Origin of the sequence: Parashewanella tropica (assembly GCF_004358445.1) — a bacterium.
Lineage (GTDB): Bacteria > Pseudomonadota > Gammaproteobacteria > Enterobacterales > Shewanellaceae > Parashewanella > Parashewanella tropica.
Map to the genome: position 1 here is coordinate 1774851 of NZ_CP037951.1, position 17350 is coordinate 1792200.

General features: G+C 42.3%; 11 protein-coding genes. 9 read left to right on the top strand and 2 right to left on the bottom strand.

The window, feature by feature from the left end; translation table 11 throughout:
* Nucleotides 1–236: 236 nt before the first annotated feature.
* Nucleotides 237–2696 (top strand): hypothetical protein, encoded by a 2460-nt coding sequence (locus tag E2H97_RS07555; RefSeq protein WP_133406587.1) that lies wholly within the window; start codon nucleotides 237–239, stop codon nucleotides 2694–2696.
* Between the two features lie 39 nt (nucleotides 2697–2735).
* Here E2H97_RS07555 and E2H97_RS07560 read toward each other — a convergent pair whose 3' ends face one another.
* The gene (locus E2H97_RS07560) at nucleotides 2736–5456 is read right to left on the bottom strand and encodes a M16 family metallopeptidase (protein ID WP_133406588.1); all 2721 of its coding nucleotides are present in this window, start codon (nucleotides 5454–5456) and stop codon (nucleotides 2736–2738) included.
* A 429-nt stretch (nucleotides 5457–5885) separates the two neighbouring features.
* The gene (locus E2H97_RS07565) at nucleotides 5886–7172 is read right to left on the bottom strand and encodes a citrate synthase (protein ID WP_133406589.1); all 1287 of its coding nucleotides are present in this window, start codon (nucleotides 7170–7172) and stop codon (nucleotides 5886–5888) included.
* A 447-nt stretch (nucleotides 7173–7619) separates the two neighbouring features.
* Here E2H97_RS07565 and sdhC point away from each other — a divergent pair, with 447 nt between their 5' ends.
* From sdhC to sucD, 8 genes are all read left to right on the top strand, one after another.
* Nucleotides 7620–8015: a succinate dehydrogenase, cytochrome b556 subunit gene (sdhC, locus tag E2H97_RS07570; protein WP_133406590.1), complete on the top strand. Its 396-nt coding sequence runs from the start codon at nucleotides 7620–7622 to the stop codon at nucleotides 8013–8015.
* On the top strand, nucleotides 8009–8356 hold the full coding sequence (gene sdhD, locus E2H97_RS07575; RefSeq protein WP_133406591.1) for a succinate dehydrogenase, hydrophobic membrane anchor protein: 348 nt from the start codon (nucleotides 8009–8011) through the stop codon (nucleotides 8354–8356). Before sdhC ends, sdhD begins: the two co-directional genes overlap by 7 nt.
* Nucleotides 8357–10123 carry a succinate dehydrogenase flavoprotein subunit gene (sdhA, locus tag E2H97_RS07580; protein ID WP_133406592.1) on the top strand — a complete coding sequence of 589 codons (1767 nt, stop codon included), beginning with the start codon at nucleotides 8357–8359 and terminating at the stop codon, nucleotides 10121–10123.
* A gap of 12 nt (nucleotides 10124–10135) precedes the next feature.
* The gene (locus tag E2H97_RS07585; protein WP_133406593.1) at nucleotides 10136–10843 is read left to right on the top strand and encodes a succinate dehydrogenase iron-sulfur subunit; all 708 of its coding nucleotides are present in this window, start codon (nucleotides 10136–10138) and stop codon (nucleotides 10841–10843) included.
* A gap of 180 nt (nucleotides 10844–11023) precedes the next feature.
* A complete protein-coding gene (sucA, locus tag E2H97_RS07590; RefSeq protein WP_133406594.1) occupies nucleotides 11024–13843 on the top strand; it encodes a 2-oxoglutarate dehydrogenase E1 component in 2820 nt (939 codons plus the stop codon).
* A 27-nt stretch (nucleotides 13844–13870) separates the two neighbouring features.
* A complete protein-coding gene (odhB, locus tag E2H97_RS07595; protein WP_133406595.1) occupies nucleotides 13871–15055 on the top strand; it encodes a 2-oxoglutarate dehydrogenase complex dihydrolipoyllysine-residue succinyltransferase in 1185 nt (394 codons plus the stop codon).
* A gap of 95 nt (nucleotides 15056–15150) precedes the next feature.
* A complete protein-coding gene (gene sucC / locus E2H97_RS07600) occupies nucleotides 15151–16317 on the top strand; it encodes an ADP-forming succinate--CoA ligase subunit beta (RefSeq protein ID WP_133406596.1) in 1167 nt (388 codons plus the stop codon).
* A complete protein-coding gene (gene sucD / locus E2H97_RS07605; protein WP_121838966.1) occupies nucleotides 16317–17189 on the top strand; it encodes a succinate--CoA ligase subunit alpha in 873 nt (290 codons plus the stop codon). The genes sucC and sucD overlap by 1 nt, the downstream gene beginning before the upstream one ends.
* Nucleotides 17190–17350 lie beyond the last annotated feature (161 nt).

A 17350-nucleotide genomic window follows, 5' to 3' on the forward strand; every position in this document is an offset into this window, starting at 1 on the left:
GATGCCCAATAGATTTTAGAATATGGAATATATTGTCTGATTGTATTGCCATAGTACATTGAGTGTATAAGTGATGGTTTTTAATCAGAGTAATCAAATCCCACAATTAGGATAAGTTAATTTTTTTTCATACTTAACTTGTCACCATAAATCTTTGATATAACTGCCAAGGTGATAATTTCCACTGAAAGTCTGTTCTCAATGATAATGAGAACGTTCATGGGTAAGGGGGATTTATGTCTGGTGAAAACGTTTCATATGACGGGAACTTACATTCTAGAAGTCAGCATTCTTATTCGGTTCACCAAGGAATGAGGACTGACGCAGTAAATCCACATTCGCAAGATTCGGTGCAATCCCGTGGACCATATCCTCAACCATCACAGCCACTAGGGGCAGGGGGGCAAGAATGGGATGTGAATCAGCCTGAAGGACAAGATCATTTACAGCCAAGTTTTCATCAACAACCTTTTGTACCAGCAGCAACACCACATAATTCAGTCACAAGTCAGTATACGGCTTCAAGTTTATTAAGTACTAATACAGGTACTGGAACAAGTGCTTCAAGTGTAACGACGCAATTAAGAGAGACTTCAATTGCAGATAGAAAACCAGCAAACGGAAATAACCCGGGTAATCATCCACCTTATAATTATTATCATCCACAAGACCCTGCATGCTATGCTAGACCTCCTCAGCATCCGAATTCAACTTATTTTCAGCAATCACCGCGATCCGATATGCTGTATCAAGGTCATCAGTACCCATCTTCGCCATTGGTTGTTCAAGTCCCGGTTGTAATCCAGCCCGTGTACGTTCAACAGCCGGGAAGCATCAGCGGCGTTGTTGCATCAGTCCAAGTTGTTGGTGAAGGACATACTAGATTGATGCGAGAGAAAAAAGTTATTGATACTTGGCTAAAATACCCTCAAGCACGATTGAATACCGAACAAACTAACTGTGTTAATTTTGTCATTGGGGGGACAAATTCAGATACGCCATTTGATTATGCGCATGCTTGTTGTCTGGAGCAGAGAAAAACAGTTGTAATAGTGAATTTTAACCACACACTAACGTTTCTAGGAGTTATGCCTCGAGAACCGGAGCGTTTTCAAATGAAAAACTTGACAGCCAGCGTTAGTGCTCAAATTAAAGTCATGCCAGCTAAGTTACTACTCGCAAGTAGTAGAGATGCACTAACAAGAATATTAAGAGATCTTAATAACTCTAAATACCAAGGTCATTATCAACTACTTCTTGCGCAAAGCCCATTAATCAGAGATGAAAACGGCTCTATAACACGAGCCCATGGCAGTTATTTTTTTGCTTGTATTGAGCCATCCACAGCGATACAAGTCACTACTCTTAATAGCCCTGAGCGATATGAAAATGCATTTGATGCGATTTCTGAAGTTTGTTGCTTGCTCTGTTATTTTAGTGCTAACCATCCAGATGAAGCCTTATTAAAGCAGAATCAGTTATATCAAATGGCGTTACGCATATATAACGCATACCATACAGGTGGTATAAATGCCGATAAATTTAAAACGGCCTGGAAAACTACTTTAACAAGAAATGTTACAGATGATGTAAATAAGCAAACACCTTACCTCAAACTTGGTTGTGCACCTTTAGTTGAAGACTTAGGGAATTATTTGGGTTTTCCTTTTGCAGTATCTGATCTTTTGAGTGCATTACGTACAGATTTAGCTAATGAAACAATAAAGGAACAACAAGCAAAACAAGCAGAATTGCAGGTTAAATACCCTGTAGCATGGGGAAAAACCAAAATAGATAGATGTTTATTAGAAAAAGCAATAATGGATGTTCCGGAACTGAAGCTTCTGCTAGCGCTTGCACCGGATGCTAAATATTTTTATTTGTTTGATATTGTGGCTTTTTTGGAATTGATACAAATGGATGCCGATACAATAGGTCAGTTACCCATTGCGTATAATACCTCTGAATTGTTTTCGTGTAGGTTACTTTTACTAAATAAAGAGGCATTCCAGGAAGCAAAGCAGCTTAGAGTGCAAACATTGAAAGATGAGCCAGAATTTCCAAAATATGATCTTAGCAAGACTCTTGCAGAGCATTCTAAGCATATTAAAAAATTACAAGAGTTGGATATAGAACCTAGATTATTAAGAGAATATCTCGATAGTGCAGAAGAAGGCTTGCCACAAAAGAGAAAGCTTAAAGGTGATACGACTGTAGGTGCGATGTGGTTAGATTTTGAATTAGTCCATAAATCAAAGTCGGATGATTGCACGAGTGTATACCAAAGAGCATTAATTGATACTCTACACATCAAGCCGAATCAAACTGAAAATCCAGAAGATCAATGGGAATTTACGATATCTAGAGGGGGTAAAGATTCTCGGTTTAGAGCCATAGGTATAGGAATGTTAGGCCCAAGATACTACAGGCATGCAGAGAGCGTTGCAAAGACAAAGGGATGGGACAACTTTGAAAAAACCGCTCAGGGGACATGTGATATTTGCAAAAATAAAGATACTGGAAGGTTTAGGTTAAATTATGATTTAGACGATCCATTTAGATGGCCTGATAGAATCTCTAATAAACCATGGTATCACTGTGATGAAACGAATGAAGATTGCTGCTACGAGTGCGCTAAAAATGAAGCACCAACACAAAATCCATCTGGTAAAAGTGATAAAGGAACAATGGTATAACCCAACTCAAAGTTGAGTAAGGTTATACCATCTAAGAAATTAAAGCTTAGCTTTAGACATATCACCCGCTTGAATTAAGGTAAAGTTTTCAAGTTTGATGTGCTTTTTGAAGGTAGAGTTAAGCTCTTTTAAAGTCAGAGATTTAATCGCTTTCTCAAAATCTTTATCAAAGCTCATATCACGTCCTAAGCGAACGTTGAACGCAAGTTCTCCCACAAGCTCATTGTCTTGTGAGCGACTTACTCTATAGCTTTGTAATAAACCCGATTTAGCGGCATCTAATTCTTCTTGCGTAAAGCCAGATTTAAGTACTTTAGCCACTTCTTCTTTAAAGCCAATTTCAACTTTAGCAAGATTTTGTGGGGCACAGATGGCATAAGCACCTAGAGAACCACGCTTATCAAGTTGGCTAAGGTTTAGGAATGAACCTGCACCATAACTCAAACCATCTTTTTGACGTAAACGAGTGGCTAAACGAGAGTTCAAGAAGCCTCCACCAAGAATGTAGTTGCCTACAGTCAAAGCTGGTGCATCGGCATTTTCCATTCCAACAGCAAGACCTAGTGATGCAACAAAAGTCGCATTTTCTTTATCAGGAGTGTTGAAGGTTAATGTATCAACTTTCAGTTGCTTGTATGGACGTTCGACACGTTCATAAGCTACAGAGCTATGCCAGTCTTTAGTGAGGCTTTCTAATTGCTTTATCACTTTCTTTTTTTCAAAGTCACCAATTACTGCAATTTGCATGTTGTCGGCACCATAGAAAGTGTTATAGAAATTCTTAACGTCTTTCAAAGAAAGGTTATTTAGCTCAGTGAGTGCTTCTTCAAATGTTGACACATATGCAGGGTGACCTTTTGTATAAGGACTTTGATGGCGTCGATATGCATTGAAGGCTAGCGCTTGTGGATCTTGTAGCTGCTGCTCAATTCCAACTTTTTGTTGACCTTTATATAGGTCAAACTCTTTTTGAGAAAAAGCTGGCTGCTGATATACCTCTGCCACTAATTTTAGTGTCGGAGCTAAATTCGTTTTGGTTGTTTCTACTCTTGCGAACGTTCCTTCACTAGAACCGCCAATTCGAACGGAAGCTTCAAGCTTATCGAATGCTTGTTTCAGTTGCTCACGAGATAGCTTAGTGGTTCCACGCATTAGCATGTCACCCGTTGCATCACCAATGGTGTTCTTACCCTGTAGTTTACCTAATTTACCCATTTGACCATTGATACGCAGAACAACAGACTCACCACGAGTTTTCTTATGAAGTAAGGCAACTTTAACGCCAGAACTTAAAGTAACAACTTCAGTACGCTTATCAATATTGTCCTGTGATGGATCAAAGGCTTCACCTTGAGAAACTACAGCACGCCCTTTGTAGCCTTTAAGCATGTCTTTTACATTAGCGACTTGTGGAATGTCTACACGTTCAGGTTTTTCGGAAGGAATAAATCGGCCCAAGGTACGATTATTACGGGTTAAATACTTTTCAGCCACTCGCTGAACGTCTGCAGTCGTAACTTTTTCCATACGGTCACGGTTTAAGAAAAGTAAACGCCAGTCGCCCATGCCAATCCATTCACTCAAATCAAGCGCAATGTCTTCCGATGAGTTAAAGGCAAGTTTGATATCTTTCAAGATAGAACGTTTGGCTGCTTGTACTTCTTTGTCAGAAATGGGGTGTGATTGGATGGATTCTAATGTTGATAGCATCGTCTTCTGAGCTTTGTCTAAATCAGCAGACTTATCGAGCTCCGCCATGAAAATCGCGACACCTGGTTCTTCCCACTGGAAGTTAAAACCAAAGGCTTGTGAGGCTTTTTTACTTTTTACGAGTTCTTTATAAAGACGACCATCAGGTGTAGAGCCTAACACTTCACTTAATACATTTAATGCTGCAAAATCTTTATGTGAACCAGCAGGAACATGGTACATAGTGCCTAGCAACTGAACATCACCTACACGACGAACGGTAATTAAACGTTCTCCATCTTGTGCTGGATCTTGAGTGTAAAGTTCTTCAAGTTGACGAGTTGGTTTAGGAATAGGACCAAAGTAATCTTCAACTTTGTCGATCATGCTTTTAGGATCAAACTTACCTGCCACAATTAGAGTGGCATTGTCAGGTTGGTAATATTTCTTATAAAAGTTTTTTAAACGGTCGATAGAGACATTTTCTAAGTCAGAACGAGCACCAATAGTAGATTTACCGTAGTTGTGCCAAGTAAATGCACCAGCCATCATCTGTTGAAGTGTAATGCGGAATGGGCTGTTTTCACCACGTTCGAACTCATTGCGTACAACGGTCATTTCGCTGTCTAAGTCTTTTTTAGCAATAAAAGAATTAACCATTCGGTCAGATTCCATGCTTAAAGCCCAGTTTACGTTCTCTTCAGTCGCCGTAAAGGTTTCAAAATAGTTGGTACGGTCAGTCCATGTAGTACCGTTTGGACGTGCACCGTGACTACTTAATTCAGCAGGAATATCTTTATGCTTAGGTGTACCTTTAAAAACAAGGTGCTCAAGCAAGTGAGCCATACCCGTTTCGCCGTAATTCTCGTGTTTAGAACCCACGTGGTAAGTTACGTTTACGGTCACGGTTTCTTTGGTTGGATCTGGAAACAGTAAAACCTGCAACCCATTATCTAGTTTATATTCTTGAATGCCTTCCACTTCAGTCACTTTAGTGGCTGACCAAGCAGGAAGAGCCAGCATACTGGTTGACAGTACAGCAGCTAGTAATGATATTTTTGTTTTTATCATTGGAATAGTTCCTTTACCCTTTTGTTAAGTTATACCAATCCCCATTCAAGTGTGAGCTACTCAGAACTCTATCAGCGGTCAAAATACAAGTGTAATTGGTGAAGGCATAGTTATTCTACGTCGAGCCAATTAGGCGAAGTAGTTTGACCGCTGATAAGCTCCCGAAGGGCAAGACTAAAGGCTTCCATTACTGTGTTGCAACTTCTTAAATTATCCTGATAGTACTGCGAATTTGCGCCTTGTACTGAAAGCCTTTAGCTCTTGCTGAGCGGTCACACTTGAGTGCGGATTGGTATTAATGAGGGTATCAGGAAAGAATTAGAGATAGAACAGAAGCAATAAACACTTGTTGAAAAAATGTAAAATAATTTGTAACAAAGCATAAAAAAACCCGCGAAAGCGGGTTTTTAAATCAGATAAAATAATAAATTATCTATCGTTTAACTTTACAAAGTCACGTGCTTTTTCACCAGTGTATAGCTGACGAGGACGGCTGATCTTGTGACCCGGCATGTCTAGCATTTCTTTCCAGTGAGCAATCCAACCAACTGTACGCGCTAGGGCGAACATTACGGTGAACATGCTTGTTGGAATACCAATAGCCTTCATGATGATACCTGAGTAGAAGTCTACGTTCGGGTAAAGCTTCTTAGATACGAAGTATTCATCTTCAAGAGCGATGCGCTCAAGTTCCATTGCAACGTCTAGTAGTGGATCTTGAATGTTTAGCTCTTTAAGAACTTCATGACAAGTTTCACGCATTACTTTAGCGCGAGGGTCGAAGTTCTTATAAACACGGTGACCGAAGCCCATCAGACGGAATGGATCATTCTTGTCTTTTGCCTTAGCAATGAACTCAGGAATACGGTCAACAGAACCGATTTCTTCTAGCATCTTCAAGCATGCTTCGTTAGCACCACCGTGAGCAGGACCCCAAAGTGAAGCGATACCCGCTGCAATACATGCAAATGGGTTAGCGCCTGAAGAACCAGCAAGACGTACTGTAGAAGTAGAAGCGTTTTGCTCGTGATCAGCATGAAGGATGAAGATACGATCCATTGCACGCTCGATTACTGGGTTAACTTTGTACTCTTCACAAGGTACAGCAAACATCATGCTTAGGAAATTACCCGCATAGCTCAGGTCATTCTTTGGATAAACGAAAGGTTGACCCATTGAATACTTGTAACACATTGCCGCTAGAGTAGGCATTTTGGAAACTAAGCGATACGCTGCAATTTCACGGTGTCTTTCATTGTTTACATCAAGAGAGTCTTGATAGAAAGCAGCAAGCGCACCTGTAACACCGCAAAGCATTGCCATTGGGTGTGCATCACGACGGAACCCTTTAAAGAAGGTTGCCAATTGTTCGTTAACCATAGTGTGTTTAGTTACGGTTTCAACAAAGTTATCGTGCTGTGCTTTATTTGGTAATTCACCATTTAGCAGTAAGTAACAAACATCTAAGTAGTTTGAATCTACAGCCAATTGCTCGATTGGGTAGCCGCGATGAAGCAAAATGCCTTGCGCACCGTCGATGTATGTTATTGCTGATTCACACGACGCTGTTGCAAGAAAGCCTGGGTCAAACGTAAAGTAGCCTTTACTGCCCAACTTGCTGATGTCGATTACATCGAAACCTTCAGTTCCTTGTTTGATTGGTAAATCGATAGAATCGTTTTCCGGTAAGTTTAAAGTGGCTTTTAATTCAGCCATACCGCGTTCTCCTTACTTCAATCTTCATATGAGAGTGGTATGTATATTCATGTTTGTGCATAAAGATGCAACAGTGAATATATAAAAGGTGCAATACTTTAACCGCATTTAGGGGACGGTTGCAATTCAAATGGGTGTTTTATTCAAAATTGTTAATTTTTTTAACAGTGATCTGGGTCACAATGCTCGTTACTTATACAGGTGAACGCTAATTTTAGGAAAATTGATATTTTACGTTATGTGATGTTTGTATTTGACTTTTCCCGCGAGTATACTCTTTTCGGCTTTTGAAAGAGTTTCAAAAGTGAAAATAATAAGATTGATCTCTATTTGTAAAATTAGTGGCTTCAGAGAGAATATACTTTCAATAACGATTTTTGCCAGAGTATCGGTTGTTAGAAAAAAGATCGGAATTTTGGCAAGCATCGTATAATTAAATAAAACTCAATGAGGCTGAGTGAGCAGAACGTGAAAAAGCAAAGACCTGTCCATTTAGATCTACAACAAATCCGCTTTCCTGCAACAGCGATTGCGTCCATTCTTCACCGTATCTCCGGTGTGATTATGATTTTTGCCACAGGCATCTTGCTGTGGATGTTACATTCGTCATTAGCATCAGCAGAAAGTTTCGCCGAATTGCAAAATTTATTTGCCAACCCTTTAGCTAAGTTCGTTGTTTGGGGCATCTTGACCGCCTTGGCTTATCACTTGATTGGTGGCGTACGTCACTTGATCATGGATACAGGACGTTGGGAAGAATTGAACTCAGGTGCAACATCGGCAAAAGTCTCTTTTGCGTTAACGATTGTTGTTTCTATCGTAGCGGGGATTTGGGTATGGTAACCAATGCAGCAAGTTTTGGACGCAGCGGTGTTCATGACTTCATTTTTATTCGTGCAAGCGGAATCATCCTAGCTTGTTACACACTCTTTTTAGTTGGCTTTTTTGCCTGCAATGCGCCGATGACTTATGAGGCGTGGTCTGGTTTATACAGCACCATAGGAATGAAAGTATTTACTTTGATTGCCTTGATTGCATTACTGATCCACGCTTGGATTGGTACTTGGCAGGTTCTGACTGACTATATTAAGTGCACAAAACTTCGTGGCTTATTGCAGTTTATTTTTGTTATCACCGCTTTTGCTTATCTAGCGGTTGGCACAATTACAGTGTGGGGTGTGTAAGTGAGTATTCCAGTTCGCGAATTTGATGCCGTAGTAATCGGTGCTGGCGGTGCAGGTATGCGCGCCGCATTGCAAATTTCTAAAGAAGGTAAGAGCTGTGCGCTTTTATCTAAAGTATTCCCAACTCGTTCACATACTGTATCTGCACAAGGCGGTATTACAGTTGCGCTAGGTAATGCGCACGAAGATAACTGGGAATACCACATGTATGACACCGTTAAAGGTTCAGACTTTATCGGTGACCAAGATGCAATCGAATACATGTGTCAAACTGGCCCAGAAGCGATCATTGAGCTTGAGCACATGGGTCTACCTTTCTCACGTTTTGAGAACGGAAAAATTTACCAGCGCCCATTCGGTGGTCAGTCTAAAAACTTTGGTGGCGAGCAAGCAGCTCGAACTGCGGCGGCAGCTGACCGTACTGGTCACGCATTGCTTCACTGCTTGTATCAACAAAACGTTAAAAACAAGACTGAAGTTTTCTCTGAGTGGTATGCACTAGACCTTGTTAAAAACGAAGACGGTGCAATCGTAGGTTGTACTGCACTAGACATTGAAACCGGTGAAGTGGTTTACTTTAAGTCTAAAGCTACCGTTTTAGCCACTGGTGGTGCAGGTCGTATCTTCGCATCTACGACTAACGCTCATATCAATACTGGTGATGGTGTTGGTATGGCAGCTCGTGCTGGTGTTCAACTACAAGACATGGAAATGTGGCAGTTCCACCCAACGGGTATTGCTGGCGCAGGTGTACTTGTGACTGAGGGTTGTCGTGGTGAAGGTGGTTACCTTCTAAATAAAGACGGCGAGCGCTTCATGGAGCGTTATGCACCAAATGCAAAAGACCTTGCGTCTCGTGACGTTGTAGCACGTTCTATGATGACCGAAATCCGTGAAGGTCGTGGTGTAGATAGCCCATACGGCCCCCACATCTACTTGAAGCTTGATCACTTAGGTAAAGAAACGCTTGAAGAGCGTCTACCGGGTGTATGTGAATTGTCTCGTACGTTCGCACACATTGATCCAGCTGACGGTCCAATCCCAGTAATTCCAACTTGTCACTACATGATGGGTGGTTTGCCAGCTAAGGTTTCTGGTCAAGTTATTCACCAGAACGAAGATGGCACAGAGCAAGACATTCCTGGTCTATTTGCAGTAGGTGAAATTGCTTGTGTATCAGTACACGGTGCCAACCGCTTAGGTGGTAACTCACTACTTGACCTTGTAGTATTTGGTCGTGCAGCAGGTCAGCACTTAGGTAAAGCGTTAGATGAAACGCCAAATCCTAAAGAGGCGACTGAAGCGCAAATCGATGCAAGTCTTGCGCGTCTAAACCGTTGGGAAAACAACAAAGACGGTGAAGACCCAGTACAAATTAAGAAAGATCTACAGCAATGTATGCAGTTAAACTTCTCGGTATTCCGTAGCGGTGACTCAATGGCTGAAGGTCTAGAAGAGCTTAAAGCGATTCGTAAGCGTCTAGAAAACGCTAAACTATCTGATAACTCAAAAGAGTTTAACACTCAGCGTATTGAGTGCTTAGAATTAGATAACTTAATGGCAACGGCACTGGCTACTGCATATGCAGCTAACTTCCGTACCGAAAGCCGTGGTGCGCACTCACGTGAAGATTTCCTTGAGCGTGATGATGAAAACTGGTTATGTCACTCGATCTTCGATCCGAATACAGAAGCCATGAACAAGCGTGATGTAAACATGGAGCCTAAGTTCCGTGAAGCATTCCCGCCTAAGAAGCGTACCTACTAAGGAGTTGCCAAGATGAAATTGAATTTTTCAGTTTATCGTTATAATCCTGATGTAGACACTAAGCCTTACATGAAGGATTACACGCTAGAAGTGAAAGAAGGCTCCGATATGATGGTATTGGACGCACTTATCCTTCTTAAAGAACAAGACTCAACACTTGCATTCCGTCGTTCATGTCGTGAAGGTGTATGTGGTTCTGACGGTATCAACATGAATGGTAAAAACGGTCTAGCGTGTATCACGCCTGTTTCTACCTTCAAAGGTAAGAAGATTGAAATCCGTCCATTGCCAGGTATGCCAGTGGTTCGTGACTTGATTGTAGATTTAACTCAATTCTACAAGCAGTACGAAAAGATCAAGCCTTATTTGATCAACGACGAAAGAACGCCTGCTCGTGAGCACTTACAGTCAATTGAAGATCGTGCTCATTTAGATGGTCTCTATGAATGTATTATGTGTGCATGTTGTTCTACAGCGTGTCCATCATTCTGGTGGAACCCAGACAAGTTCGTAGGTCCAAGTGGTCTTCTGCATGCTTATCGCTTCCTTATTGATAGTCGTGATACAGCAACGGAAGAGCGTCTTGCAGAACTTGATGATGCTTACAGCGTATTCCGTTGTCACGGTATCATGAACTGTGTTGATGTTTGTCCTAAAGGATTGAACCCAACCAAAGCGATTGGTCATATTAAGTCAATGCTATTGAAGCGAGCTGTATAGATGGACCATTGCCAGTTGTTTATAACGGTGTAAAAAATAGAAAGCTGCCTCTATCTATAGAGGTGGCTTTTTCTATCTGTAAAAAGTACTTTTAGAAAAGCAAAACTGTACATTAAGAAAACGCGCTTTCCCACCTACAGTATCTGCCACTAATTGATATAAAGTTTGAAAGGAATGGAAATGCACCAAGGCACTATGAAAGCCTGGCTCGAATCCTCTCACTTGTATGGCTCTAACGCCACTTACATTGAGGAGATGTACGAGGCCTATCAAGAAGATCCGCAGTCAGTTTCCGAAGATTGGAAAACTGTCTTTGATAACCTTCCTTCCGTAAATGGTGAAGCATTCGGTACCCCAGAAGTTGCACACTCTAAAGTTCGAGACTACTTCCGTAGTTTGGCACTTGAAAGTCGTGGCGGCACTGCAGCAAGAGCCGCTGATCCTGAGCTTGATGCAAAACAAGTTAAAGTTCTCCAACTTATCAATGCTCACCGTTTCCGTGGACACCAAAATGCTAACTTAGATCCACTGGAATTATGGAAGCGTGAAGCAGTAGCTGAATTAAACCCTGCATTTCATGGGTTAACGGCTGAAGATATGAACAGTGAGTTTAACACTGGTTCATTTGCCTTCGGTGGCGAAACCATGAAGCTTTCTGAATTAGTTAGCGCGCTTAAAACAACCTATTGTGGCTCTATCGGTGCTGAGTACATGCACATCACCGATACTGACGAAAAGCGTTGGATCCAACAACGTATTGAGCCATCATTAGGGAACGGCAACTATGGAAAAGACGTTCAGACTCGTATTCTTGAAGGTCTAAACGCAGCTGAAGGTATGGAAAAATACCTTGGTGCGAAATTCCCAGGTGCAAAACGTTTCTCACTAGAAGGTGGTGATTCGTTAGTTCCTATGCTGCGTGAAATTATTTATCGTGCGGGTGAATCTTCGACTAAAGAAGTGGTTATCGGCATGGCGCACCGTGGTCGTTTGAACGTTTTGGTTAACGTTTTAGGTAAACGCCCAGGTGAACTATTTGATGAGTTTGCGGGTAAGCACGCTGCAAATGGTGGCTCTGGTGACGTTAAATATCACCAAGGTTTCTCTTCTGATTTTGAAACGCCAGCGGGCTTAGTTCACCTAGCACTTGCGTTTAACCCATCGCACCTTGAAATCGTAAACCCTGTAGTTATGGGCTCTGTACGTGCTCGTCAAGATCGTCGTGGATGTGCAGATGGTAGTCAAGTCCTACCAATCACTATCCATGGTGACTCTGCAATTGCAGGGCAGGGTGTTGTTCAAGAAACCTTTAACATGTCTCAAACACATGGATTCAAGGTTGGTGGTAGTATTCGTGTTGTCGTAAATAACCAAGTTGGTTTCACGACTTCTAAACAAGAAGATACGCGTTCTACTGAGTACTGTACTGACATCGCTAAGATGGTACAGGCGCCAATCTTCCACGTTAATGCTGATGACCCTGAAGCGGTTGCATTTGTTGCACAGCTTGCTGTTGATTACCGTAATGAGTTTAAACGTGATGTTGTGATTGATTTGGTTTGTTACCGTCGTCATGGTCACAATGAAGCTGATGAGCCTAGTGCAACTCAGCCGTTGATGTATGCGAAAATCAAAAAGCATCCAACGCCACGTAAGATCTACGCAGACAAGCTTATCGCTGATCAAGTGATTGCTTCAGATGAAGCGGTTGCCATGGTAAACAATTACCGTGATGGTCTAGATGCTGGTGAGTGTGTGGTTAAAGAATGGCGTCAAATGGAAAAGTATGCCGTTGATTGGAGCCCATACCTGAACCGTATGTGGGAAGAAGATTACGCTTCTACCATTGATGCTGACAAGTTAAAAGAACTTGCTGATCGTGTTGCGCTTATTCCAGAAGGTCACGTTGTTCAGTCTCGTGTTGCTAAGATCTATAAAGATCGTGTTGCAATGGCGAACGGTGAAAAGCTTCTTGATTGGGGTATGGCTGAAAACTTGGCGTATGCAACCATTCTTGATGACAAAAAACGTGTTCGTATTACTGGTCAAGATTCAGGTCGTGGTACTTTCTTCCACCGTCACGCTGTTTTACACGAGCAAAAGACGGCAAGTACTTTCATGCCTCTTCGCAATTTAGAAGGTGAGCAAGGACCCATTGATATTACTGACTCAGTATTGTCTGAAGCATCAGTTCTAGCCTTTGAATACGGCTACGCAACTGCTGAGCCTAGCGGCCTAACCATTTGGGAAGCCCAATTTGGTGACTTCGCAAACTGTGCTCAGGTTGTGATTGACCAATTCTTATCTTCAGGTGAGCAGAAGTGGGGACGTTTGTGTGGTCTAACTATGCTTCTTCCACATGGTTATGAAGGGCAAGGACCAGAGCACTCAAGTGCACGTCTAGAGCGTTTCCTACAGCTTTGTGCTAACCACAACATGCAAGTGTGTGTTCCATCAACACCTGCACAGGTTTACCACATGCTACGCCGTCAAGTTGTTCGTCCAATGCGTCGTCCACTTGTGGTTATGTCTCCTAAGTCTCTGCTTCGTCATCCACTTGCAGTTTCATCAATGGATGAGCTAGCAAATGGTACTTTCCAAAATGTAATTGGTGAGATCGACGAGTTAGACGTTAAGAAAGTAGACCGCGTTGTACTGTGTAGCGGTAAGGTTTACTACGACTTAGTCGATAAGCGTCGTAAAGAAAACATTGAGAACGTGGCAATTGTTCGTATTGAGCAGCTATACCCATTCCCACATGAGGAAATGGCGAAAGCGCTTGCGGATTATCAGCACGTTACCGATTTTGTTTGGTGTCAGGAAGAGCCTCAAAACCAAGGTGCTTGGTACTGTAGCCAACATCATTTCAGAACTGCTATCCCAGCAGGTGCTGATTTGACTTATGCCGGTCGTGAAGCGTCCGCTGCTCCTGCATGCGGTTATGCTGACTTACATATGCGTCAACAAGAAGCATTAATCAAAGACGCGTTAAAACTTTAGTATCGTTTATAGAAAGGATAGTTTTTTATGAGTATCGAAATTAAGGTACCCGTATTGCCAGAGTCTGTTGCTGATGCAACAATTGCGACTTGGCACGTTCAGCCTGGTGAGTCAGTAACTCGCGACCAAAACTTGGTTGATATTGAAACTGATAAAGTCGTTTTAGAAGTTGTTGCTGAAGCTGATGGTCAAATTAGTGAAATCCAATTTGGCGAAGGAGAAACCGTTTTAGGCGAGCAAGTAATTGCTACTCTAATTCCTGGTGCTGTTGAAGCGAAAGCTGAAGCGCCAAAAGCAGATGCGGCACCTGCTGCAGAAGCTGCGCCAGCGCAAGAAGAAAACAACGATGCGCTAAGCCCATCAGTTCGTCGCCTAATTGCAGAGCACAATGTTGATGCAAGCAAAGTGAAGGGTACTGGTGTTGGCGGTCGTATCACTAAAGAAGACGTTGAGAAGTTCGTTAAGTCTCAAGGTTCTTCTGCTGCAGCGGCTCCAGTTCAAGTAGCAGCAGAGCGCAGCGAGAAGCGTGTTCCTATGACTCGTCTTCGTAAGACCATTGCAAACCGTCTTCTAGAAGCTAAGAATTCTACGGCAATGTTGACGACCTTTAACGAAATCAACATGAAGCCAATCATGGATATCCGTAAGCAATACAAAGACATCTTTGAAGAGCGTCACGGTGTACGTTTAGGCTTTATGTCTTTCTACATCAAAGCGGTAACTGAAGCACTGAAGCGCTTCCCTGAAGTTAACGCTTCAATTGATGGCGATGACATTGTTTATCACAACTACTTTGACGTAAGCATCGCGGTATCTACGCCACGTGGTCTGGTAACGCCAGTACTACGCGATACTGACAAGATGAGCCTTGCTGATATCGAAAAGAAAGTTCGTGAATTAGCGATCAAAGGTCGTGACGGTAAACTGACCGTTGAAGACATGACTGGCGGTAACTTCACTGTTACTAACGGTGGTGTATTCGGCTCGCTAATGTCTACTCCAATTCTTAACATGCCACAAAGTGCAATTTTAGGCATGCACGCCATTAAAGATCGTCCAATGGCAGTGAATGGACAGGTAGAAATTCTACCTATGATGTACTTAGCACTATCTTATGACCACCGTATCATCGATGGTCGTGAATCAGTTGGCTTCCTAGTAGCTATTAAAGACTTCTTAGAAGATCCAACTCGTCTATTACTAGATCTGTAATCTACAGTCGAGAATAAGACAATACCCTAGCGACCGCCCTTGAAGTTAAAAGGGCGGTTATTTAATTCAATTTTGTAGTAAACGGATAGATCATCATGAATTTGCATGAGTATCAGGCAAAAGAACTTTTTGCTGAATATGGTTTACCAGTATCTGAAGGTTATGCTTGTGATACAGCTCAAGAAGCTGTTGAAGCTGCTGGACGTATTGGTGGTGACATGTGGGTCGTTAAGTGTCAAGTACATGCTGGCGGCCGCGGTAAAGCTGGTGGCGTTAAAGTAACTGGCGACAAAGAAGAAATCAGAGCATTTGCTGAGCAATGGCTAGGCAAAAACTTGGTTACTTACCAAACTGACGAGAATGGTCAACCCGTTGCTAAAATCCTTGTAGAAAGCTGCACAGATATCGCTAACGAGTTGTACCTAGGTGCTGTAGTTGACCGTGCAACTCGTAAAGTTGTATTTATGGCTTCTACTGAAGGCGGTGTTGAAATCGAAACTGTTGCTGAAGAAACTCCAGAGTTGATTCACAAAGCAATCATCGATCCACTAGTTGGTCCTCAAGCGTACCAAGCACGTGATCTTGGCTTCAAATTGGGTCTAAACCCAACTCAAATGAAGCAGTTCACTAAAGTATTCATGGGTCTAGCGACTATGTTTACTGATCATGATTTCGCGCTTCTAGAAATCAACCCGCTTGTTATTACTGAAGAAGGTAACATCCACTGCCTAGACGGTAAGATTGGTGTTGATGGCAACGCATTGTTCCGTCAGCCTAAGATCCGTGAAATGCACGATCCTTCACAAGAAGATGCTCGTGAAGCGCACGCGGCTAAGTTCGAGCTTAACTATGTTGCTCTAGACGGTAACGTAGGTTGTATGGTTAACGGTGCAGGCCTAGCAATGGGTACTATGGACATCGTAAACCTACACGGTGGCAAGCCAGCCAACTTCCTAGACGTAGGTGGCGGCGCTACTAAAGAGCGTGTAGCAGAAGCATTCAAGATCATTCTTTCTGATGACAATGTTAAAGCGGTTCTTGTTAACATCTTCGGTGGTATCGTACGTTGTGACATGATCGCAGAAGGTATCATCGGTGCAGTTAAAGAAGTGGGCGTAGAAGTACCTGTAGTTGTTCGTCTAGAAGGTACTAACGCTGAAAAAGGCCGTGAAGTTCTAGCTAACTCTGGTCTTGACATTATCGCTGCTGAGTCACTAACTGATGCTGCAGTTAAAGTAGTTGCTGCTTCGGAGGGCAAATAATGTCTGTTTTAATTAATAAAGATACTAAAGTTATCTGCCAAGGTTTTACTGGTGGTCAAGGTACTTTCCACTCTGAGCAAGCTATCGCTTACGGTACTCAGATGGTTGGTGGTGTATCTCCAGGTAAAGGTGGTCAAGTACACCTAGGTCTACCAGTTTTTAACACTGTTAAAGACGCTGTAGCTGAAACTGGCGCAACTGCGACTGTTATCTATGTTCCTGCACCTTTCTGTAAAGATGCAATCCTAGAAGCTATCGACGCAGGTATCGAGCTTATCGTATGTATTACTGAAGGTATTCCAACTTTGGATATGCTTGAAGTTAAAGTTAAGCTTGAAGAAACTGGCGTTCGTATGATCGGTCCTAACTGCCCAGGTGTTATCACTCCAGGTGAATGTAAGATTGGTATCATGCCAGGTCACATCCACAAACCTGGTAAAGTAGGCATCGTTTCACGTTCTGGTACTTTGACTTACGAAGCGGTTAAGCAAACTACTGACGAAGGTTTCGGTCAATCTACTTGTGTTGGTATCGGTGGTGACCCAATCCCTGGTACTAACTTCATCGACGTTTTAGAAATGTTCCAAAACGATGAAGGTACTGAAGCGATTGTTATGATCGGTGAGATTGGTGGTACGGCAGAAGAAGAAGCTGCTGAATACATCAAAAACCACGTAACTAAGCCTGTTGTTTCTTACATTGCTGGTGTTACTGCTCCAGCTGGTAAACGTATGGGTCACGCTGGTGCAATCATCGCTGGTGGTAAAGGTACAGCTGACGAGAAGTTTGCTGCACTAGAAGCGGCTGGTGTAACTACTGTTCGCTCTTTAGCAGACATTGGTAAAGCACTTCGTGAGAAAACTGGCTGGTAATATAGTCGTTTTCAAAAACAAAAGGCTCAAAGTTTTACTTTGAGCCTTTTTTGTATCTGCTTGCTCATAAATCTTCTACAATAATAAACGGGCTGGGCTTATACCGGATATTATGCAAGCAAATTGGTTTCAATTTGACCTTAATATTTGCTTAACCCTTT

Coding starts and splice junctions, on each gene's coding strand:
- E2H97_RS07555 (WP_133406587.1), top strand. CDS start 237: ATGTCTGGTGAAAACGTTTCATATGACGGGAACTTACATTCTAGAAGT.
- E2H97_RS07560 (WP_133406588.1), bottom strand. CDS start 5,456: ATGATAAAAACAAAAATATCATTACTAGCTGCTGTACTGTCAACCAGT.
- E2H97_RS07565 (WP_133406589.1), bottom strand. CDS start 7,172: ATGGCTGAATTAAAAGCCACTTTAAACTTACCGGAAAACGATTCTATC.
- sdhC (WP_133406590.1), top strand. CDS start 7,620: ATGAGGCTGAGTGAGCAGAACGTGAAAAAGCAAAGACCTGTCCATTTA.
- sdhD (WP_133406591.1), top strand. CDS start 8,009: ATGGTAACCAATGCAGCAAGTTTTGGACGCAGCGGTGTTCATGACTTC.
- E2H97_RS07585 (WP_133406593.1), top strand. CDS start 10,136: ATGAAATTGAATTTTTCAGTTTATCGTTATAATCCTGATGTAGACACT.
- sucA (WP_133406594.1), top strand. CDS start 11,024: ATGCACCAAGGCACTATGAAAGCCTGGCTCGAATCCTCTCACTTGTAT.
- odhB (WP_133406595.1), top strand. CDS start 13,871: ATGAGTATCGAAATTAAGGTACCCGTATTGCCAGAGTCTGTTGCTGAT.
- sucC (WP_133406596.1), top strand. CDS start 15,151: ATGAATTTGCATGAGTATCAGGCAAAAGAACTTTTTGCTGAATATGGT.
- sucD (WP_121838966.1), top strand. CDS start 16,317: ATGTCTGTTTTAATTAATAAAGATACTAAAGTTATCTGCCAAGGTTTT.